Annotated in this window: 19 protein-coding genes; 3 read left to right on the top strand and 16 right to left on the bottom strand. The window is 62.4% G+C overall.

Annotation, left to right across the window (positions count from 1 at the left end; all coding sequences use genetic code 11):
• Window positions 1-66: 66 nt before the first annotated feature.
• Window positions 67-684: a PAQR family membrane homeostasis protein TrhA gene (trhA, locus tag PMI31_RS19145; RefSeq protein ID WP_008019929.1), complete on the bottom strand. Its 618-nt coding sequence runs from the start codon at window positions 682-684 to the stop codon at window positions 67-69.
• Between the two features lie 131 nt (window positions 685-815).
• Between trhA and PMI31_RS19150 the strand changes: the two genes are divergently transcribed.
• Window positions 816-1,730: a LysR family transcriptional regulator gene (locus PMI31_RS19150; RefSeq protein WP_008019931.1), complete on the top strand. Its 915-nt coding sequence runs from the start codon at window positions 816-818 to the stop codon at window positions 1,728-1,730.
• A gap of 109 nt (window positions 1,731-1,839) precedes the next feature.
• On the opposite strand, the gene madM is transcribed toward PMI31_RS19150, so the two are convergent.
• The 15 genes from madM to pilG form a co-directional block, all read right to left on the bottom strand.
• Window positions 1,840-2,604 (bottom strand): malonate transporter subunit MadM, encoded by a 765-nt coding sequence (gene madM / locus PMI31_RS19155; protein WP_008019932.1) that lies wholly within the window; start codon window positions 2,602-2,604, stop codon window positions 1,840-1,842.
• A gap of 1 nt (window position 2,605) precedes the next feature.
• Window positions 2,606-3,022 (bottom strand): malonate transporter subunit MadL, encoded by a 417-nt coding sequence (madL, locus tag PMI31_RS19160; protein ID WP_008019933.1) that lies wholly within the window; start codon window positions 3,020-3,022, stop codon window positions 2,606-2,608.
• A gap of 65 nt (window positions 3,023-3,087) precedes the next feature.
• Window positions 3,088-3,999: a malonate decarboxylase subunit epsilon gene (mdcH, locus tag PMI31_RS19165; protein ID WP_008019934.1), complete on the bottom strand. Its 912-nt coding sequence runs from the start codon at window positions 3,997-3,999 to the stop codon at window positions 3,088-3,090.
• On the bottom strand, window positions 3,996-4,616 hold the full coding sequence (locus tag PMI31_RS19170) for a malonate decarboxylase holo-ACP synthase (RefSeq protein ID WP_008019935.1): 621 nt from the start codon (window positions 4,614-4,616) through the stop codon (window positions 3,996-3,998). The genes mdcH and PMI31_RS19170 overlap by 4 nt, the downstream gene beginning before the upstream one ends.
• On the bottom strand, window positions 4,610-5,413 hold the full coding sequence (mdcE, locus tag PMI31_RS19175) for a biotin-independent malonate decarboxylase subunit gamma (RefSeq protein WP_008019937.1): 804 nt from the start codon (window positions 5,411-5,413) through the stop codon (window positions 4,610-4,612). The genes PMI31_RS19170 and mdcE overlap by 7 nt, the downstream gene beginning before the upstream one ends.
• Complete coding sequence (locus PMI31_RS19180; RefSeq protein ID WP_008019938.1) at window positions 5,410-6,261, bottom strand: biotin-independent malonate decarboxylase subunit beta; 852 nt, start codon at window positions 6,259-6,261, stop codon at window positions 5,410-5,412. Before PMI31_RS19180 ends, mdcE begins: the two co-directional genes overlap by 4 nt.
• A complete protein-coding gene (locus PMI31_RS19185) occupies window positions 6,254-6,553 on the bottom strand; it encodes a malonate decarboxylase subunit delta (RefSeq protein WP_008001147.1) in 300 nt (99 codons plus the stop codon). The genes PMI31_RS19180 and PMI31_RS19185 overlap by 8 nt, the downstream gene beginning before the upstream one ends.
• Window positions 6,553-7,443 carry a triphosphoribosyl-dephospho-CoA synthase gene (locus PMI31_RS19190; RefSeq protein ID WP_008019940.1) on the bottom strand — a complete coding sequence of 297 codons (891 nt, stop codon included), beginning with the start codon at window positions 7,441-7,443 and terminating at the stop codon, window positions 6,553-6,555. Before PMI31_RS19190 ends, PMI31_RS19185 begins: the two co-directional genes overlap by 1 nt.
• A complete protein-coding gene (gene mdcA, locus PMI31_RS19195; protein WP_008019942.1) occupies window positions 7,443-9,113 on the bottom strand; it encodes a malonate decarboxylase subunit alpha in 1,671 nt (556 codons plus the stop codon). Before mdcA ends, PMI31_RS19190 begins: the two co-directional genes overlap by 1 nt.
• Before the next feature lie 247 nt (window positions 9,114-9,360).
• Entirely contained in the window at window positions 9,361-9,822 is a 462-nt protein-coding gene (locus PMI31_RS19200) for a chemotaxis protein CheW (RefSeq protein ID WP_008019944.1), read from the bottom strand.
• The gene (locus PMI31_RS19205) at window positions 9,815-15,832 is read right to left on the bottom strand and encodes an Hpt domain-containing protein (RefSeq protein ID WP_008019945.1); all 6,018 of its coding nucleotides are present in this window, start codon (window positions 15,830-15,832) and stop codon (window positions 9,815-9,817) included. Before PMI31_RS19205 ends, PMI31_RS19200 begins: the two co-directional genes overlap by 8 nt.
• A gap of 37 nt (window positions 15,833-15,869) precedes the next feature.
• The gene (locus PMI31_RS19210; protein ID WP_043302492.1) at window positions 15,870-17,930 is read right to left on the bottom strand and encodes a methyl-accepting chemotaxis protein; all 2,061 of its coding nucleotides are present in this window, start codon (window positions 17,928-17,930) and stop codon (window positions 15,870-15,872) included.
• 137 nt (window positions 17,931-18,067) lie between these two features.
• Window positions 18,068-18,607 carry a chemotaxis protein CheW gene (locus tag PMI31_RS19215; RefSeq protein ID WP_008019947.1) on the bottom strand — a complete coding sequence of 180 codons (540 nt, stop codon included), beginning with the start codon at window positions 18,605-18,607 and terminating at the stop codon, window positions 18,068-18,070.
• Window positions 18,608-18,617: 10 nt separating this feature from the next.
• Complete coding sequence (gene pilH / locus PMI31_RS19220) at window positions 18,618-18,983, bottom strand: twitching motility response regulator PilH (protein ID WP_007897961.1); 366 nt, start codon at window positions 18,981-18,983, stop codon at window positions 18,618-18,620.
• Between the two features lie 57 nt (window positions 18,984-19,040).
• Window positions 19,041-19,445, bottom strand: a complete 405-nt coding sequence (gene pilG, locus PMI31_RS19225) for a twitching motility response regulator PilG (RefSeq protein ID WP_008019948.1) — start codon at window positions 19,443-19,445, stop codon at window positions 19,041-19,043.
• A gap of 348 nt (window positions 19,446-19,793) precedes the next feature.
• Between pilG and gshB the strand changes: the two genes are divergently transcribed.
• On the top strand, window positions 19,794-20,747 hold the full coding sequence (gshB, locus tag PMI31_RS19230) for a glutathione synthase (RefSeq protein WP_008019949.1): 954 nt from the start codon (window positions 19,794-19,796) through the stop codon (window positions 20,745-20,747).
• Window positions 20,748-20,812: 65 nt separating this feature from the next.
• Window positions 20,813-21,712, top strand: coding sequence for an energy transducer TonB (locus PMI31_RS19235; protein ID WP_008019950.1), 900 nt, complete (start codon window positions 20,813-20,815; stop codon window positions 21,710-21,712).
• Window positions 21,713-21,852: the final 140 nt, after the last annotated feature.

Consider the following 21,852-nt stretch of genomic DNA (forward strand, 5'->3'; position numbering starts at 1 on the left):
ACAGAGATAGGGTGGCCGACGCCAATCCCGTAGGAGCCGGTTTGCCGGCAACGGCCGCGAAGCGGTCTAGAGGACATAAAAGAAAATCGCCACAAAATGCAGCAGGCTCCCGGCGATGACAAACAGATGCCAGATCCCGTGGGCATGCCGCAGCCGGTCGTCCAGGGCAAAAAAGATAATCCCCACCGTGTACAACACCCCGCCTGATGCCAGCCACGCAAATCCGGCGCCGCCCAGCGCGGCAAGCAGCGGCTTGACTGCCACCAACACAATCCAGCCCATCACCGCGTAAATCACGATCGACAGAATCCGCGCTTCCGAACGCGGCTTGATCTCCTGCAGGATGCCGATCAGCGCCAGCCCCCAGACAATCCCGAACAACGTCCAACCCCACGCCCCGCGCAGGGTCACCAGGCAGAACGGCGTGTAGCTTCCGGCGATCAACAGATAGATCGAAAAGTGATCGACCTTCTTCATGATCGCTTTCTTGCGCCCACGCACGCTGTGGTACACGGTCGATGCGCTGTAAAGCACCAGCAGGGTAAAGGCGTAGATCGCCATGCTGACAATCTTCCACGGGCTGCCGTCGAGGCTGGCAAGCACAATCAGCCACACCCCTCCGACAAACGCCGCCACTGCCCCGACCAGATGCGTCCAGGCATTCAATCGTTCCCCGTGATACATGCGTTGCTCACCTCGAATTTCATCACCACAACGCGCAAGGCTCAGGCTTGGAGCGTAAAAGCGCAATGTTTCTGTACGACGGGCCCGGCGTAATTGGGCACAATCGAGTCATTCCAGAAAGAGTCCGGCCCATGCTGATCGATGAAGAGTTGACCCTGAAAAAACTCGAGGTGTTCCTGGCCTTCATGCGCACCGGCAACCTGGCACGCGCCGCCGCCGAATTGCAGACCAGCAATGTCAGCGTGCATCGGGCGATCCATTCCCTGGAAAGCGCCCTGCGCTGCCCGTTGTTCAAGCACGAAGGCCGTAGCCTGACGCCGCTGGAAAGCGCCTATGTGCTGGAAGAGCGGGCACAGAAGCTGATTCAGGATGTCGTCGAAACGGTGCGCCTGACCCGCGAAGCCGCCGGGTTCTCGGCCGAACGGTTCAAACTGGGTTCGCTGTATTCACTGACGGTGAAGACCGTGCCGCAGCTGATCATGGGTTTGAAGATCCGCCGCAGCGAGCTCAACATCGACCTGATTCTGGGCTCCAACATCGACCTGCTCTACAAGCTCAAGAACATGGAAGTCGATGCGGCCTTGGTGTCGCTGGACGAGAGCGTCAACGATCCGGATTGCGAGCACATCCCGCTGTTCTCCGACGACATATTCCTCGCCACGCCCGCCGACTCCAGGTTTGCCCAGCGCACCGAAGTCGACCTGGCCGAGGTCCGCGACGAAACCTTCATCACCCTGACCCAGGGCTTCGCCACCCACCAGGACGGCAAGCGGGTATTCGAGCAGGCAGGGTTCGAGCCGAAGGTGGCGATGCAGGTCAACGACATCTTCACCCTGCTGAGCATGGTCAGTTCGGGCGTGGGTTATGCGTTGCTGCCGGGGCGGATTGCGGCGGTGTACGAGAACCGGGTGAAGCTGATCCCGTTGCAGGAGAAGTACCGCTTGCAGCAGCACATTGGCGTGGTGTTCCTGAAGGCCAAGGAGAGAGATCCGAACCTGCTGGCATTGCTGGCGGAATGTCGGATGTATGCCAATCGGCAGGTTTGAAATCGAGCCGCGCCCATCGCGGGCAAGCCGGCTCCTACGTGGACTGCGTAAATCCTGTAGGAGCCGGCTTGCCGGCGATGGCGTCAGATCAGGCAATACAACTCGCGGTTTAGCCGACAATCCCGCGAACAATAAAGAACAACAACGAAGGCCCCAGCAAGCAGCCCAACCCGGTATGGAACGTCGCAGTCAACGCGCCATAAGGCACCAACCGCCGATCCGTCGCCGCCAGACCGGCGGTCACACCACTGACCGTCCCGGCCAGCCCACCGAACACCATCGCCGAGCGCGGGTTATCCAGGCCCATCCAGCGCGCCGCCATCGGCGTACCGACCATCACCAGAATCGCCTTGATCAGGCCGGTGGCAATCGATAGCGCCACGATATCGGAACTGGCGCCAATGGCCGCTCCGGTGACTGGCCCGACAATGTAGGTCACCGCACCGGCGCCGATTGTGGTCATGCTCACCGCATCGCGGTAACCGAAGGCCCAAGCCATGCACGCGCCGACAATAAACGGCAGCACCGTGCCCAACAGCAGCGCGATCACGCCAATCAAGCCGGCCTTTTTCGCTTCGGTGGCCTGCACCTCGAATGCCGTGGCGACGATGGCGAAGTCCCGCAGCATGGCGCCGCCCATCAACCCGATGCCGGAAAACAGCGTCAGGTCCGCCAGGCCTTTTTGCCCACCGGTCATTGTGCCGCCAACCCAGGCGAGCACCAGGCCGATGACGATGGCAATCGCCGAGCCGTGGATACGCCCGAAGGTCAGGCGTTTGGAGATCACCACTGACACCCACATGATCACGCCGACGAAGGCGAATGCAGTGACCAGACCGTTGTGTTCAAGGCCGTTCTTGATGAGATCCCACATATCAGCGACCTCCTGCCGGTGCGCCAACCGCCGTTACATCCGCCGGTTCATCGGGCAAGGGTTCGCCTTTGTGGGTCCGGCTGATCAGGGCAATGGTGCAACCGCAGACCACCACCGAACCGATCGCCGCCAACACTGCCACCGGACCACCGTGCAGCGCCGTGACCACGTTCTGTTGCGCCGCCATCGCCACCACCACCGGGATGTACATGGCGCCCCAGAAGCCGACGCCCAGCTCGCAATCCCTGGTCATGCCGCCACGTTTTTGCATCCACAACCGTGCGCAAATCAGCAGGATCATCGCGATCCCGACGCCGCCGACGTTTGACTTCACACCCAGCAACACACCGAGCATGTCCCCCATGATCACCCCTGCCAGCGTACAGATCGCCAACAGCGCCACACCGTAAATAATCATTGTTGTAGTCCTCAAAGTGCATTTCGAATGTTGTTTTTGTTGTTCGAAGCCTTAAGCCGGGTGATTTAAGAGTGGCGGCTTCCCTCCTCACGCATCAGCGCCTGCAAGGTATCGAGCCGCGCACCGTCGAAGGCAATCACGGTGCCCTGCTCGAACACCCGGCGCGCCAGCCCGGTCAACACCGCACCGGGCGGCAGTTCGATCTGTAGACGTACCCCGCGTTCGTAAGCGCTTTGTACCGTGCCGCGCCAATCGACGATGCGGCACATGTTGAAGGCCAGGTCGTCACGCAAGGCTTCCGGCTTGATCAGTGGACGCGCACGACTGCCGCTCAGGTAACCCGTCTTCGGAGTTTGCAGCGGCACATTGGCGAAGGCGTCGGCCAGTCGTTGCGCGGGTGCCTCGAGCAATGGGCAATGGGACGGTACGCTCACGGCCAGACGCTTGGCCAAGCCTGCACCGCAACCTCTCGCCAACTCGGCCACCGCCTTCATCGCCGCGTCGCTACCGGCAATCACCACCTGGTTATCGGCGTTGATATTGGCCAGATAAACCGGCATTCCTGCGCTATTCACCCGGGCCAGTATTCCGTCCACCGTGGCCAGGTCCAGACCAATGATGGCGGTCATGCCGTAACCTTGTGGATAAGCCTGCTGCATCAACTCACCGCGCAGGCTGACCAGATGCAGCGCATCGCTGAAACTCAAGGCACCGGCCACCACCGCGGCCGGGTAGGCGCCGATCGACAAGCCGGCCACGTAGTCCGGGCTCATGCCCAACTGGCGTGAAGCGGCGACACCGGCGATCAGCAGGCAAAGCTGAACCGCCCTCGTCGAAAGCAATGCCTCGGCAGAATCCAGCTGCATCACATCCTCACCGAGCAGGTCACTGGCCTCGATCAGCGTTTCCCGAGGCAAACGCGCCAGCATGCCGGGTTGTTGCGCGCCCTGGCCAGGGAACACCAGCAAGCTGCTCACGCCGCTTGCTCCTGTGGATTCCACGGATCGCTGACCAGGCTGGCTTGAGTGGCACTTTTCAACAGGACCCGCGACGAAGCACCGGCCCACTCGCGCAGGGCGACGGCGCCCGACGGTGTCTGCAATTGCAGGTCAACGCGGCACACGGCCGTGTCAAGAATGGCCACCAACGCCTGCGCATCGGCACGACTCAACGGACGTGGCGTACGCAGGATCAGATCGAGATCGCTGCCCTCGTGTAATGCAGCAAACCCGCTGGCCAACTCGAACCCGGCACTGCCACTGACGCCCCAGACCCAACCACTGTCATCGAGGTGCGGGCGCAACTGCGCCAAAGCTTGCAGCGCCGGGAAATCACGCGGGCCTTGAATATGGCACAGCGCTTCCGGCCGTACTTGCCGCGTGATGGCGGCGACTTCCATCACCGCGGCAAATCGCTGTTCGCGCAACGACCCGCGCACGCCCACCGCTACCTGCCCCACCGCGCTCAAGGCGCGACGGACCACCACCGGCTGGCCAGCACTGATCGACTCGATCACCCACGCAGGCGCATCCGCAGGCAACTGCTGCGGGGTCATACCCCACAGCAGGTCGTGAGCCAGAAGCCCTTTCACCACTGCGCTCTCAGCAATTGGCGAACCTTGCTCGACGCCGCACGGTTGGCCGCACCAAGACGACCGCTGAGATCTGCGCCCTTCTCGGCGATATCACCCATCGCCTGACCCAGGCACTCGGTCACCCGCGCCAGATCCGCCGAAGTCGGCTGCTCGATCTGTTCCACCGACAAGGTTTCCCACAGCAGCCCGAGGCTGGCATAGCTGTCGATGTCATAGGCCATCGGCGGCACGCTGGCGGCGAAGGCTTCGAGTTCTTCAACGCTGCGCAAGGTCACCCGCGCTGCCGATGCCTTGCCCATCGCATGTACCATCACGCCCGGATCGCGCAGGGCGATCAAGCGATTGGCCTGATAGCCGTGGGCCAGAAACGCCCCCGACATTGCCTTGCCCACCAGCAAACCGATAACCGCATGGCCGGCGAGACGGGCACGGGCATAACTGTCCGCCGCACCGGCCAGCGCCTGATGAATGCCAAGGGCTTCCTCGCGTCGACCGTAAGCCTGGCTCGGCACATCGACGATGGCGATCAGGGCGCGTTTCTGTGCCTTGTTCTGATCGGCGGCAATGACTTCATCCACGGCCTTGGCCAGGCCCCAGCCTTCGAGCAAACCCACTTCGCCGTTGCGTGCGCGGACGAAGCGGTTTTCGGGGTCAGCCACCACGGCGATGAAACGCACAGGCTGATCGTCCAGTACACCGTCCGCGACCTTCAGCGAAACAGGCAAGCCCTCGACCGGTTTCGCCCCGGCACTCAAGGCGTTGAACCAGTTCAAACCACGCAGGGAATAAGAACTCATGGGCGTTCTCCTTGGTACAGATCGCGAACCACCGACGGCTCGATTTGCGGTTCGGCGTCCAGACGCGCCAGGCGCTGCAGGAACAACCCGGCCTGACGGCTGCGGGGTTGCGCCGGCAAACCTTGCTTGAGCCATTCACCGACCTGCTGGCGGATCTGCGCCACGTCGTCAGCGACATAGCCGTCCGCCAGCCCACTGGCGAAGCGCTGCTCACCACCGGTCAGGCTCCAGATGAAAGGCCGGTCGCGGGAGTCGTATTCCTCGAGTCCGGCTTCCTGCTCGATTACCTGCGGGCCGTTCAGGCCGAGCCGCGCTTCCTGGGTCACCAACAGGTAGCTGCACAACCCGGCGGCAATCGACATGCCGCCAAAGCAACCGACGCTGCCCGCCACGACACCGACCACGGGTTGGTACTGCTGCAAGTCGACAATCGCCGCGTGGATGTCGGCAATCGCCGCCAGGCCGAGGTTGGCTTCCTGTAACCGCACGCCGCCGGTTTCCAGCAGCAACACGGCGCGGGTCGGGATGCCGTTGCGGTTGTCTTCGGCGGCCAGTTCCAGTGCGCCGGCAATCTTTGCTCCGCCGACTTCACCGAGGCTGCCGCCCTGGAACGCACCTTCGATGGCCGCGACCACCACGGGCAGGCCATCGAGATTGCCCTTGGCGATCACCACGCCGTCATCGGCCTGCGGCACCACGCCCTGGCGCGACAGCCATGGCGACATGATGCGCTGGAACGGGTCGAGCAATTCGCGGAAGGTCCCGGCGTCGAGCAGGGCCTTGGCCCGTTGCCGGGCTCCGAGTTCGACGAAGCTGTGCTTGTTCAGCAGGGATGCGCTGTCAGTCATGGCCGATCTCCTCGAAGCCCTGTTCCAGACGCAGGCGCACTACGCCCGGTGTCGCTCCGAAATCGTGGATGTCGATGGCCATCGCCGGCGGCGTCTGGCCGTCGAACATCCGTGCGAACAGATGCTGCCAGCGTTGTTCGCTGCCATTGACCGAGGTCTGCACGTTGATCGTCAGCTTGCCGGCCTGACCCGGTTCGATCAGCACTTCCAGATCGCCCGAGCCGACACAACCCACCAGCGTGCGGCCGCGTGGTGGCTGCCCGGCGGGGAATTCAAAGGATAAAGTTTCCATCAAAACGCTTCCCTTCTTGAATGGCAGAGGATGAGGCCGTCGTCCGACTCGATACAGTCGATGAACAGGCAGGCTGCGAGCAGGTCCGCAGCACCACCGGGCGAGGCATTCAACGCGATGAGTTGTTGGTCCAGCTCATACAGGCGGCGACGTCCGCCGAGGCTGGCACTGCCACCCGCATCGAGCACCGCCTGGGCGCCCCGCTGCATGGTGTTCAACCCCTCTTCACCCGCGCGGTAAAGCACGCAGGTGTCAGCCAGATTGGTCATGATCGCCAGCAGCGCATCGAGCCTGGCATTTTGCTCGCCATGACCGGCGGCGCGGCTGCGCAGAAGTTGTGGCAGAGCACGTTGGGTCACTGCGGGAAAACCGAGTTGTGCTTCTTCACGGGCTCCACGCGCGCCGTAGCGTTGGGCAACTTGCGCACCGTGACTGAGCGGACGCGGTGCAAAACGGTCGTCAAACAAGGCCAGCCGCGCAGCACGTAATGCCACGCTATTGGCGCTGCAGGACTGAGGCTCCAGCGCAACGGCCGTGACCAACAAGCCCAAGGCCCAGATCGCCCCGCGATGGGTGTTCACACCGCCGGTGGTGTCGAGCATCGCTTGCTCGCCTTCGCGACCGATGCGGCCCACGGCTTCGCGCAGCGGCAAGCCGACTTCGCCGAACTCGATGGCTGCTTCAGCCATTTCTTTAAAAGCCGGCCACAAGGACAGCGCCGAAGCGTGCATCAGCCCCAGGTGCAAATCGGTGTGGGCGCCATTGCCGCGACGGTCGACCAATGCCGGTTTCGGCGACAGATCAGCCTCGTCGATCAGCGCGTCCACCGCTAGATCCGCCAGCCGTTCGGCCAGGCTCAGGGTTTTGGTTTGCAGGTTGAGTGCGTGCATTACCAACTCCTGAACTTGGCGGGCGGGTTATAGAGACCACCGGACCACTCCACCAGGTCGGCCACGCTTTTCGCCGCGAGCAGTTCGCGGGTGGCGTCGGTGCGGCGGATGCCGAGGTCTTCGGGCAAGGCGATCAAGCCTTCACGGCGCATGCGTGCAGTGTCCTTGGGGTTGTGACGCAGGCCGATGGCAGTCACCCCGGCGACGGCGGCGATCATCGCCTGGCGCTCTTCCAGCGAGCGCGCCTTGTACAGATAGGCGATGCCTTCTTCGGTCAGCAGGTGGGTAACGTCGTCGCCGTAGACCATGATCGGTGCCAGGGGCATGCCGCTTTTCTTCGCCACATCAACTGCATCGAGGGTTTCAACGAAGGTCGGCTTGCCGCCCTCCTGGAAGGTCTCGACCATCTGCACCACGAGTTTTTTACCGCGCTCGAGCATCGGCTCTGCCACATCAGTGTTGCGCATGTCGAGCCAGGCTGGCGTGCCGTGACGACGACCGCGCGGGTCGTGGCCCATGTTCGGTGCGCCGCCGAAACCGGCCAGGCGCCCGCGGGTGACGGTGGAAGAATGACCATCGCCATCGACTTGCAAGGTCGCGCCGATGAACAGGTCCACGGCGTATTGCCCGGCCAGTTGGCTGAACATCCGATTGGAACGCAGGGAGCCGTCACGCCCGGTAAAGAACACATCCGGCCGCGCCGCAATGTAGTTCTCCATCCCCAGCTCGGTGCCGAAGCAATGCACGCTTTCGACCCAGCCGCTTTCAATCGCCGGAATCAGGGTCGGGTGCGGGTTGAGCGTCCAGTTGCGGCAGATCTTGCCCTTGAGGCCGAGGGATTCGCCGTAGGTTGGCAGGATCAGTTCAATGGCAGCGGTGTTGAAGCCGATACCGTGGTTGAGGGACTGCACATTGTGTTTTTCGTAGATGCCACGGATCGCCATCATCGCCATCAGCACGTGCACGGGTTTGATGTGCCGTGGATCGCGGGTAAACAGCGGTTCGATGTAGAACGGCTTGTCGGCCACCACCACGAAGTCGACCCAAGAGGCGGGAATGTCTACGCGCGGCAGGTCGCTGACGTCGTCCACCAACTGGTTGACCTGGACGATGACGATGCCGTCGCTGAAGGCCGCCGGCTCGATCAGTGCCGGGGTGTCTTCGGTGCTCGGCCCGGTGTAGATGTTGCCGGCGCGGTCGGCCATGAACCCGGCCGACAACACGACGTTGGGAATCAGGTCCACCACCAGCCGTGCGTAGAGTTCGATGTAGGTGTGGATCGCGCCGATTTCCAGCAGGCCGTCTTCGAGCAACTGGCTGATGCGCAGGCTTTGGGTGCCGGCAAAAGAGAAGTCGAGCTTGCGGGCGATGCCGCGTTCGAACAGGTCCAGGTGTTCGGCACGGCCGACGCTGGGCATGATCATGTGCAGGTCATGCAGCTTCGCGGGGTCGGCCTTGGTCAGGGAGCGCGAGAGGAAGTCCGCCTGCTTCTGGTTGTTGCCTTCGAGCACCACACGGTCGCCGGGCAGGATCAACGCCTCCAGCGCCGCGACGATGTTGTCGGTGGGCAGCACCACACCGTCGGCAAGACCTCGCACCAGCTCGAGGCGCCGCTGCTTTTCGCTGCGCCGCCGCGTCCATCGCGAGTCGGGGGATATTGTTGTTGTCATGACCACTCCACGGGTTCGCTGTCGTGGGGGTCACATTAGGAGTGTTGGGTGACGGCATCAATCAAGCAGAGCGGTGGATTGTTACGCTCAGGTTAATGATCGAGATTCATGTCGTTCATGCTGGCCTCTTCGCGGGCAAGCCCGCTCCCACAGTGTCCGTGTGTTACCCAAATTCAACGGCAACCAATAACCCTGTGGGAGCGGGCTTGCCCGCGAAGAGGCCGGTGCGGTCAACGCAAGATTGCGATCAGATGGTCAATCCGGCTTCCACCAACAACGCCTCCAGCGCCAACAGATCCGGCACCTTGGCCACTTGCTCGCCCACCTGCACCGCCGCCTGCTCCAGCGGGCACAACGGCACATCCACGTAACTCAACTGGCTATCGAGCTTGCAGGAGCGCGGAATCCCCTGCACCAGCAGCGCGATGAATTTCAGCTCGGGCCGCCCGCCGAGGGTGTTGAGGATGACGATCCGCGCGCGTTCGCCGATGACGATTTTCTGTGCGCATGCCGACTCGAAACTTAGCAGCGGAATCTGCCGGTCGCGCCACGTCACCAGGCCCAGGTACCAAGGCGGAGTGTCGAGATCGAAAGTCCCCGGCGGCTGGTAATCGATCAGTTCGGCCACGGCGACGTTGGGCAGGATCAGGATGCGGTCGGCCAACGGCAGCAGCAGGCCGGTGAGGTTGCTGGTGCGGTGCTCAAGCATGGGTCTTGCTCCACAAGGCGATGCTTTCGAGCAGCACCGATTCCTGGTACGGCTTGCCAAGGTAGTCGTTGACGCCAATGGCCATGGCGCGATCGCGGTGTTTCTGTCCGGTGCGCGAGGTGATCATGATGATCGGCAGGTGTTGCAGGCGTTCGTCGTTGCGCACCTGGGTCGCGACTTCGAAGCCGTCCATGCGAGGCATCTCGATGTCCAGCAGCATCAGGTCGGGCATGTGCTCTTCCAGCAGCAGCATGGCATCGACACCGTCCTTGGCGGTCAGCACGTTCATGCCGTGGCGCTCGAGCAAGCGGCTGGTGACCTTGCGCACGGTGACCGAGTCGTCGACCACCATCACCAGCAGCGGACGATGCGGTTCGGCCTCGACTTCCTGCCCCGCCGGACGCTCGGGGACACGGGCCTGCATGGCGCGAATCGGCGCCAGCAAATCGAGGATCAACACCACCCGGCCATCCCCGAGAATCGTCGCCCCGGTCACCCCTTGCAGAGCCGCAAACTGCGGCCCCAGGCTCTTGACCACGATCTCGCGAGTGCCGGCCATGGCATCCACCTGAACGGCGATATGCCGTTCGTTGCACTGCACCAGCAACACCGGCAATGGCAGGCTCTGGCCCAACAGTTTCGGGCGCGGGCTGGTTTTCAACAGCTCACCCAGATAGCACAGCTCGTAACGTTGCCCGGCGTATTCGTAGGTTGGCGAATCGAAACGGAAATAGCCTTCGAGCTCGTTGGGCAGGACGCGAACGATGCCGTCGATGGTATTGAGCGGGATGGCGTACTGGTCCTCACCGCACTGCACCATCAGCGCCCGGTTGACCGATACGGTAAACGGCAGGCGAATGCGAAAATGCACGCCCTGCCCGGGCACCGAGTCGATGCTCATGGTGCCGCCCAGTTGCCGCACCTCTTCGTGCACCACGTCCATGCCGACACCGCGACCGGAAATCTGGGTGATTTTCTCGGCGGTGGAAAACCCTGGCTGCAGAATGAACTGCAACACATCGTGATCACTGATGACGCTGTCCGGGGCCAGCAAGCCGCGCTTGATCGCCTTGCGCCGCACCGCGTCCAGCGGCACACCGGCCCCGTCGTCGCGGATGTCGAAAATGATGTCACCGCCTTCGCGCAGCAGATCGAGGGTGATCTTGCCCTTGGCCGGTTTCCCCGCCGCCAGCCGCGCGTCGACGGACTCCAGGCCATGGTCGATGGCGTTGCGCAGCATGTGTTCCAGCGGCGCGGCCATGCGTTCGAGGACGTTGCGATCCATCTCGCCTTCGGCGTTATCGACGATGAAATCCACGTCCTTGCCCAGTTCGCTGGACACCTGCCGAACGATGCGCTGCAAACGCGGGAGCATGCGTTCGAACGGCACCATGCGCGTGCGCATCAAGCCTTCCTGCAACTCGGTGTTGATGCGGCCCTGCTGTTGCAACAGGTTTTCCGCATCCTGATTGCGTCGTTCGAGGGTTTCCTTGAGGTCGAGCAAGTCAGAGGCCGACTCGAACAGCGCCCGGGACAGTTGCTGCAACTGTGAGTGGCGGTCCATTTCCAGCGGGTCGAACTCTTCGTAGCCCAGACGTTCGCCGTCGACTTGCTGGCGGCTGAGGATCCGCCCCTGGGTTTCGGTATCGAGGCGGCGCAATTGGTCGCGCATGCGCTCGATGGTGGTTTCCATCTCGCTCAGGGCAATGTGTGCATCGTTGACCTGTTGTTCGATCCGCCCCCGGAAGATCGATGTCTCACCGGCCAGGTTGACCAGATCGTCGAGCAGCTCCGCCGAGACCTTGACCATGTCCGCCCCGGTATCGGACGGCGGCGCCAGCGGCTCGGCCTTGGGCGTGGCCGACGACGCAACCGGTGCGGGTGTTTCAGGTTCTGCCGGATGACTGAAGTTCTTGATCGCATCGATCAAGCGATCGGCGGGCGGCATCGGCTCACCGGCGCGGGCCGCGTCGAGCATCTGCGCCAGGCGGTCATGGCTGCGCTGCAACAGCGCGAACAAGGGCTCCGTCGGTTGCAGCACGCCAGTGGACAAGCCTTCGTAGAGGAACTCCAGTTCATGGGCCAGATCGCCAATCGCAGCGATTTCCACCATGCGCGCACCGCCCTTGAGGGTGTGCAGGTCGCGCAGCAGGGTTTCCACTTCCTGGCGATTCGAAGGCTGGGCCTGCCAGCGCTCCAGCGCCGCACCGGAGCTTTCGATGATGTCGAAACCTTCCTCGAGGAAGATCTCCAGCAATTCCGGATCGTGCGCAGCCGAGTCGTTATCGGTCGCTTGCCGGGCCGCTTCGGCGACACCCGCATGACCTTGGCGGTAGGCACGAATGGCTTCGATCAGCTCAAGGGTATCGTCCAGCGGCTGGTTGAGGTGCAACTGTTCAAGGTACAACGCCAGTCGGTCATGGCTCTGTTGCAGCAGCACCGCCAGTGAATCGCTGAAGGCGTAACGACGGTCCAGCAGGCCCTGGTAAAGGCTTTCCAGTTCATGGGCCAGATCGCCGACCGGCCCGACCCCGGCCATGCGCGCGCCGCCTTTGAGGGTGTGCAAATCCCGTTGCAGCGACGACAGCGGCGCGGCGTTGTCCGAGTCGCGCAACCAGCGCTGCAAGGCTTGACCGGCGCTTTCGAGGATATCCACCGCTTCTTCAAGGAAGATCGCAACGATTTCATTGTCCACGCCGACAACGCGGTCCTCTGTAGGAGCTGGCTTGCCAGCGAAGGACTCACCCGCACTGCGTTTACCCAGTGAAACCGCGTCATCGTTAACGTCCATCGCTGGCAAGCCAGCTCCTACAGGGGGTAGCGTACGCTCAAGTTCCTCGGTGGCAGAACCCAGTTCGCGGATGCTCAGGCTCCGGCTGCCATCGCTGCGGATCAGGCCCATGGCCGACGGATCAAGGCTCTCGTCGAGCAGCTCGCGCAAGGCCCTGATCCGTTGCGGCTGCGGGTTGATTTCCTGGCCGGCGGCCAGTTCGTCGAGCATGTTGATCAGCGCTTCGTGGGCATGCTGGGCTTCATGGAAAAACCGTTCACTGACCGCCAGGCTGCTTTCTTCCACGGCACCGTACAGGTCGAGCAACGCTTCGCACAGCTCGTCCACCGGGTACAGGTCGGCCAGATGGGCGCCTTCGCCGAGGGTGGTCAATTCGTCCAGCAGCGCACTGAGCTCCTGACGCTCGCCGGGGTGTTGCTGCCAACGTTGCAACAGGCTTTCGGCGTCCAGCAGGATGTCCATGCCCTGGGCGAGGAAGTTGTTGATCAGTTGCGGGTCGCGCTTGATCCGAAGCCCCGTGTTCGGTGTGCTCAGGAGCTTTTCCAGACGCTCGGTCAGCAGCACCCTGGCTCGCTCGGTCAACCCCCGGGCACCGGGAATTGCCGCCAGCGGATCTGTCTTGAGCTGACGTAAACCGAGGCGGAACAGTCCTTCTGCTTCCAGCAGCAATTCGACTTCATCCAGATCCAGCGTGATCAGGTGCGCCTTGTATTCCCGGGCCAGTTGATCCAGCGGTGCAGCCAGTTCGGCAATCGGCAACACACCGGCCATGGAGGCACTGCCCTTGAGGGTGTGCAAGGCGCGCTGCAATTCGTCACTGGCCTGCAACGGCAGATGTTCGGCGGCCTGATCAAGGAAGCGATTGAGACTGCCCAAGTGGGTTTCGGCCTCTTTGCGGAAGATCTCCAGCAACAGCGGGTCGAGGGCCGCGACATCTTGCGTATCCTCATCGGACACCGGTTCCTCGCCCTTGGCCAGGGCATGGGCGCGGGCGGCCAACTGGTCGACATCGTTGCGCTGGCGCTGGGCATTGGCGGCGTATTCGGCCACCAGCTCCGGCAGCAGATGCAGCACATCGCCGATCAGTTGCTGCACCGTCGCGCCCGGCTCCACGCTGTTTTCCAGTACGCGGTTGAGCAGGTTTTCCACGGCCCAGGCCAGCTCGCCCAGCACCAGGGCGCGCACCATGCGGCCACTGCCCTTGAGGGTATGGAAGGCGCGGCGCAGCTCACTCAGGGCCGAGCGGTTGTCAGGATTGATCGACCAGCGCGGCAAGTACTCGCGCAGGATTTCCAGGACTTCGTCGGTTTCTTCGAGGAACACCTCGCGCAGCTCTTCGTCCACCGGCTCTTCGCCCGAGGGCGGCGGCAGCAGGCTGCCCGGGGTGTTCAGCGCGGGCGGGTTGAGGCTCGAAAGCGGGCTGGCGAGCACGTCTGCCAGGCTCTGGACGATCTGCGGATCATCCAGCTCCTGCATCATCTGCATCACCTGCGCTTCGCTCGGGTTGAGCACTTCATCTAGTACCGGCACATGCTGCTCACTGGGGAAAAACCCGAGGCTCGCCAGGCTTTTTTGCGCGACATCGAGCAGGTTTTCGCCCTGCGCTTGCGGGTCGTCGCTGAGGCGCTCGAGGTAGTACTCGATGCTGGTGATCACGTCGGCCAGGCTGTCCAGTTCCTGCCAGCCCGGTTGACCCGGCTCGAGCAACAGGTGCTCGCGAATGAAGTGATTGCAGGTTTCCACCAGGCTCGCCGCGCGGCTCAGCGGAATCATCGCCAACGCGCCGCGCACCTGGGTCAGCAAGGCTGGCAGCGCCTGCAAATGCTGACGGTCCCAATCGGCGTCGATGTAGTCGACGATCATGTCCTTGGCCTGCTGCAAACAGATGCGGGCCTCCTTGATCACGATCTGGTGGATCTGCGTCAGGTCGGTGGTCGGCAGGCGGTTGTCGTCCTGGCTCTCCGGCTCCACGGTACCGACCATGCCGGCCAGCGTCGCTTCGACGTACAACAAGGCCCCGGCAACGTCCATGAGGATGGCATCGTTGGGTTCGCGCTGGCCCTGAGCGAGGCTGAGCACCACCGCCAATTGATCGATGATCACCTTGCGCGGCTGGCCGAAGCCCAGGACCGCCAGGGTGTCGGCAATCTGCCGCAGCGGCGCCAGCAGGCTGTCGAGGTCAGTGGTGTGCTGGCGGTCACTGCGCACGAATAGATCCAGACGTTCCTTGACCCGCACCAGCTCTTCGCACAGCGCTGCCAGCACCGAGCGCATGGCGTCACGGTCGGGACCGGCCAGCCGCGCGCGTTCTTCATCGACCATCGCGCTGTCGGGCAGCGCGTCGTCCAGTGAGTAGCGTTCTTTCATGGTCAGCATCTGCCCGGTGGGATGTTCGGCCTTGGCAATGTAGAACAGCAAACTCTTGAGCAGCTCCGGCGGGGCCGGCTGGTTGATGCCGTGCATGCCTTGTTCGAGCAGGCGCTTGAGTTCCTTGTCGGCATCCTTGAACAGGCTGCGCAAGGCCGGGCTGTTGGCAATCACACCGCCCTGCATGCCTTCGACCAGCGCCGATGCCACTTGCCACAACGGGCTCAGGGGCGCGTTGCCGCACAGCGCTTCGAGGCGGGTGAAGACCTTGGCCAGGTAGTCGAGGTTGGTGTCGTTGTCCTGTTCGCGCAGGAACCCGACCAACGCAAGCTGGAGCATTTGCCGCAGCTTGCGCAGCACATTGGGCAACTCGTCCGGTTCCAGCTGCGCCAGCGTTTCTGCGTCCAGCGCCGGCAACTCGGGCAACAGCGGGCTGAACAGGCTGGTTTCCGACAGCAGGCTTTCGCCTCGGGCGCTGCGCAGGTCGTTGATCAGGGGCAACACCACCAGTGGCAAGTCGCGGCGCGCGCCTTGCACCCGGTCCAGATAAATCGGCAGTTGCCCGAGGGCCTGCATCAGCAGGTGCAGCGCCTCGTCGCGATGGCTGACACGGTTGCCCTGCAAGGCCATGGCCAGTTGTTCCATCTCTTCGGCGAGCAGCGCCGCGCCGTAGAACTCGACCATCTGCAGACTGCCGTGGACCTGATGGATGCACGCCAGGCAATCATCCAGCGCCTGCGTCGCCTGCGGGTCATCGAGCAGGTTTTCGATGGCGTGATGAGCCTGCTTCAGCGTTTCGGCAATCTCGCCCTTGACCCACTCGAGGGCCACATAGTCGTGCCGATCACCCATAACCACTCCAGTTACCATTCATACACCGATGGGCGGTTCAAGCTTTGTCCACAACCTGTGCCTTGGCATCCGGCAAGGTGAAACCGGACACCGAGCGACGCAACTGACTGGCCATTTTCGCCAGGTTGCCGATGCTGTCGGCCGTGGCGCTGGAACCCGACGACGTCTGCGAGGTGATCTGCTGGATCACGTTCATCGTCAGGGAGATTTGACCGGCTGACGACGTCTGCTGTTGCGCCGCATTGGAAATACTCTGGATCAACGCCGCGAGCGTCTTGGAGACGCCTTCGATTTCTTCCAGGGCCACACCGGCATCCTGCGCCAGCCGAGCGCCGCGTACCACCTCGGTCGTGGTCTGCTCCATGGAGATGACCGCTTCGTTGGTGTCGGTCTGGATCGCCCGCACCAGGGTTTCAATCTGCCGGGTAGCGGCGGATGAGCGCTCGGCCAGCCGCTGCACTTCATCGGCGACCACGGCGAAACCACGACCGGCGTCACCGGCCATAGATGCCTGGATGGCCGCGTTGAGGGCAAGGATATTGGTCTGGTCGGCAATGTCATCGATCAGGCTGACAATGTCGCCGATTTCCTGGGATGACTCGCCCAGGCGCTTGATACGCTTGGCGGTGTCCTGAATCTGCTCGCGAATGTTGTCCATGCCGTGGATGGTGTTGTGCACCACCTCGTTGCCCTTGTTGGCGATTTCCACCGAGCGTTCGGCAACCGCCGACGATTCAGCCGCGTTGGCCGACACCTGGTCGATGGACTCGGCCATGTCGTTGATCGCCATGGAGGCCTCGGAAATCTGCTGGGCCTGATGTTCCGATGCCTGGGCCAGGTGCATGGCGGTAGCCTGGGTTTCCTGCACGGCGGCGGCCACCTGGCCAGCGGTGAGGTTGATGGTCGCGACCAGATCACGCAGCTGGTCGACGGAGTAATTGATCGAGTCGGCGATGGTGCCGGTAAAGTCTTCGGTCACCGAGGCGGTCACCGTGAGGTCGCCGTCGGCCAGGTCTTCGATCTCGTCGAGCAGGCGCATGATCGCGTTCTGGTTACGCTCGTTTTTCTCGGCGGTTTCGCGCAACTGACGATTGGTTTCGCGCACCATCACCAGGCCAATCAGGATGATCGAAGCCAGCGCCAGCAAGCCCAGCACATAGCCGCCTATGGTGTCTGTGGTGCGCCCGCCGACCATGTTTTCAAAACCGCTGGCCAGGTGCGAGGCTTCGTCGAGCAGGGTTTGCGACAGACTGAAAATGTTCGAGGCCGATTCGCGGACCTTGAACAGTTCCGGCGAGGTTTCGAGGATCTCGTCCACCGAGCCCGATACGAACTCGAACAGCTCGGAGATTTCCGCGAGTCGCGCACGGGCGTCGCGGTCTTCGACCTGGCTGACCTTGAGCGCCGGGTCGCCCTGGAGCATGCCGTTGAGCACCTTGCCGAACTGCGTCGCGTCACGCCCGAATGCATCGGCGGCCTGCTGTGAATTTTCGTCTCCGGCCAACACTGTGTTGACTGCGCCGAGGATCCGCTCGGCCAACAGCGATTGGCGCTGGGCCATCGCCACCTGGGCCGCCGGGGCGCCCCGTTGCAGGAGAATCTCGACGACTTTTTCGTACTCGACCTGCAACTGCGGCACGGTTTCGGCCAGGGTCGCGGCGACCTGATGCAGCGACAGTACGGTTTGCTCGCTGGAGAGAATCGCGTCGGTGTTTTTCAGCAGGCGTTCCCAATCCTGTTGCACCGCGCGCATCTCTGCACGCACGGTGGCGGGGGCAGGCGGCAGGCCGGTGGCCGGGTCGCCCTTCTTCAGATAACCCCAGCGCTGGGCAAAATCGTTGCGCGCATCACTGAGCAACTTGAACGCGGCAGCCTTGCCGGCGGCGGCTTCGGTGGCGTTCTTGGCGATACGCTGGGACAGCACGCGCAGTTCGCCGGCGTGGCCGATGTACTGTTTGTCGTAGGTAGCCTGGGTGTTGAGGTACGCGAAGTTGGCGAACAGCAGCATGATGAAGACGATCAGCGCGATGAACAGCACGATAATCTGCGACCGGCTGCGCGACCCTTCCATTGGCTTGCCTGCTTTTGCTTTTATCATCGGTCCTCGCCTGTTAACCAACTTTTGGGCCTGCCCGGAAACCTGTAGGAGCGGGCTTGCCCGCGATGGTGTATCAGTCGACACCAATGTTGCTGACACTCCATCGCGAGCAAGCTCGCTCCTACAAGGGTCCGTGTTTACACCGCGACGTTCATGAACCCTTGAGACTGCGTCAATGCAAACGGGCTGAACACCTGCCAGCACTGCTCACGCTGAAACCGGCCTTCGACGAACGCCGCCATCGTCCCCTTCAACTCATCTGCCGGCACCGGCTCCAGGCTGTCCTGGGCAAAGTGCTGGAGGCCGAAGACTTCATCGACCAGCAACCCGGCGAACACCTCTTCATGTTCCACCACCAACACCCGCCGTTGACGGCGTACCGCCGAAAGCTCGTGCCCGAAGAAGCCGCACAAGTCCATGACCGGCAGCAAACGCCCGCGCAGGTTGGCGACACCCTTGACCCAGGGTTTGACCCCCGGTAGCTGGGTGAGGCGCGGCTCGTGCAAGACTTCGCTGACTTCGCTCATGGGGGCGACATACCAATGCTCGCCCAGGCGAAAACCGATGCCGCTCCAGCTGTCCCGCCGGGCTGGCTGGGACGGCAGATCCGCCGCCAGCAACCGACAGCGCTGGTCGATTTGCAGCAGCAGCTCGAAAGCCGTCAGCGACTCGTTCATGGCCTGACGATCAACCGGCCAGCACGTTGTTCAGGGTCTTGATCAGGGTGTCTTCATCGACCGGCTTGGTCAGGTAGTCCTTGGCGCCCTGGCGCGTGCCCCAGACCTTGTCGGTTTCCTGATCCTTGGTGGTGATGATGATTACCGGGATATGCCCGGTCTCCGGGTCCTTGGTCAGCTGGCGGGTCGCCTGGAAGCCGTTGAGGCCGGGCATGACAATGTCCATCAGGACCGCATCGGGCTTTTCCTGGCGGGCCAGGGCCACGCCGTCGGCGCCGTTTTCGGCTTTCAACACTTCATGGCCGTGCTTTTCCAGCATGCCGGTCAGTTTGTACATTTCAGTCGGCGAATCATCGACGATCAGAATACGTGCCATGGTCTTCCCCATTCTTGTCGACGCCGGGCCCGATGGCCAAGCGTCACTGTGCGTGTCCTACTGCGGCAAAACGGCGGCGAAGCCAGGAACATGGGCCTGGATCGCATCAAGCAATTCTTCCTTGCTGAAAGGCTTGGTCAAAAACTGGTCGGAGCCGACGATGCGCCCCTTGGCCTTGTCGAACAGCCCGTCCTTGGACGACAGCATGATCACCGGCGTGGACTTGAACGCGCTGTTGTTCTTGATCAGGGCGCAGGTCTGGTAGCCATCCAGGCGCGGCATCATGATGTCGACGAAAATGATGCCGGGGTGGTTGTCGGCAATCTTGGCCAGGGCATCAAAACCGTCGATGGCCGTGATGACCTCACAACCCACGTTCCTGAGCAGCGTTTCGGCGGTGCGACGGATCGTCTTCGAATCGTCGATCACCATGACCTTCAAGGCGCTGGGATGCTGTGCCATAAAATGCTCTACCGTCGCCTTTGCGAAACTAATTGTCCGTTTGCCGGTTAACGCGGCTCGAAACCCTTGATGTTCAAGGGCCAGCACGACATGGCAGCCTTTTTAGCACAGTCTCCAAAACCAATCTATCGGCCGGCTCGCAAGGTGGTTTTTCCTTGACCGGGAACACACTCAGCGCCACTCTGACGCCACTTTTATACGCTGACCTTTTGTAGGAGCGAGCTCGCTCGCGATGGTCGACAACGATAACGCGTGCTGGCTGGATAAGCGTGTTGTTCTCGGGTTCATCGCGAGCGAGCTCGCTCCTACAAAGGTCGCCATAGCCCCCCAAATTTCGAGGAAACACCCATGAGCGTTCGCGTCGGGATTGTCATGGACCCTATCGCCAGCATTTCCTATAAAAAGGATAGCTCGCTGGCCATGCTGCTGGCCGCGCAGAAGCGTGGCTGGGAGCTGTTCTACATGGAACAGCGCGACCTGTATCAGGGCGAAGGCCAGGCGCGGGCGCGGATGCGTCCGCTGCAGGTGTTCGCCAACCCGGAAAAATGGTTCGAACTGGGCGCTGAAAGCGATGCGTTGCTGAGCGATCTGGACGTGATCCTGATGCGCAAGGATCCGCCGTTCGACCTGGAGTTCGTCTACTCCACCTATTTGCTGGAACAAGCCGAGCGCGCCGGCGTGCTGGTAGTCAACAAGCCGCAAAGCCTGCGCGACTGCAACGAAAAGCTGTTCGCCACACTGTTCCCGCAGTGCACGCCGCCGACCGTGGTCAGCCGCCGTGCCGACGTACTGCGTGAGTTCGCCGCCAAACACGGCGATGTCATCCTCAAGCCGCTGGACGGCATGGGTGGCACTTCGATTTTCCGTCACCGCGCGGGCGATCCGAACCTGTCGGTGATCCTCGAAACCCTCACCGCCCTCGGCACCCAGCAGATCATGGGCCAGGCCTACCTGCCAGCGATCAAGGACGGCGACAAGCGCATCCTGATGATTGATGGCGAGCCTGTGGATTATTGCCTGGCGCGGATTCCAGCCCAGGGCGAAACCCGCGGCAACCTCGCCGCCGGCGGCCGTGGCGAAGCCCGCCCGCTGACCGACAAGGACCGCTGGATCGCCGCACAAGTCGGCCCGACCCTGCGTGAAAAAGGCCTGCTGTTCGTGGGCCTGGACGTGATCGGCGAGCACCTGACCGAGATCAACGTCACCAGCCCGACCTGCATTCGCGAGATCGATAATGCATTTGGCACCGACATCGCTGGCCTGTTGATGGATGCCATCGATCAGAAGCTCAAGGCACGTTGATTAGCCAAACCAACATTGCGTTATCATGCGCGGCCTGTGAAAAACGCGATGTTGGTTTCCTTGTCATGACCCTCCCGTCCGATCTGCCTGCCGAACTCGCCCACCGTGGCGTGCGCCCGGCCGATCGCCTCGGTTTTACCCTGTTTCTGGCAGCGCTGATCCACCTGGCCTTGCTGTTGGGTGTCGGGTTTGCAGTGGTGGAGCCCAAGCAGATCAGCAAAACCCTGGAAATAACCCTCGCCACCTTCAAAAGCGAAAAGAAGCCCGAAAAAGCCGATTTCCTGGCCCAGGAGAATCAGCAAGGCAGCGGCACCCTGGATAAAAAGGCGATTCCCAAGACCACCGAGGTCGCGCCCTTCCAGGACAACAAGGTACAGAAGGTCACGCCACCGCCGGCCGCCAAGCCTGACGTGCAGGAAGCGCCACCGAAGGCGGCCGTGACCACCGTGGCACCGAAGCCGAAAAAAGCCCCCGCCAAGACCGAGGAGCCCAAGACCGAGGTCAAACCCCAGGTCCAGGCGCCGACGTTCGACAGTGAGCAGTTGTCCAGCGACATCGCCAGTCTCGAAGCTGAACTGGCCGCCGAACAACAGCTGTACGCCAAACGTCCGCGCATTCACCGTTTGAGCGCGGCTTCGACCATGCGCGACAAGGGCGCCTGGTACAAGGACGAATGGCGCAAGAAAGTCGAGCGCATCGGCAACCTCAACTACCCAGACGAAGCCCGGCGCAAACAGATCTACGGCAACCTGCGCCTGATGGTGTCAATCAATCGCGACGGTTCGCTGTATGAAGTGCTGGTGCTGGAGTCTTCAGGCCAGCCGCTGCTGGACCAGGCGGCGCAGCGGATTGTCCGGCTGGCGGCGCCATTCGCACCGTTTACCGGAGATTTGTCGGATGTTGACCGGCTGGAGATCATCCGCACCTGGAAATTTGCCCGCGGCGACAGACTCTCAAGCAACTGACCACACCCCCCCACCTGTAGGAGCGAGCTTGCTCGCGATAAACCTGAGAGCACCGCGGGGTGTCAACCAGGCAGCGTTATCCTTGACGACCATCGCGAGCAAGCTCGCTCCTACAGAATTGCGCTATTTCCCATGCATCC

The sequence above is a fragment of the Pseudomonas sp. GM55 genome, from assembly GCF_000282395.1.
Taxonomy (GTDB): domain Bacteria; phylum Pseudomonadota; class Gammaproteobacteria; order Pseudomonadales; family Pseudomonadaceae; genus Aquipseudomonas; species Aquipseudomonas fluorescens_CC.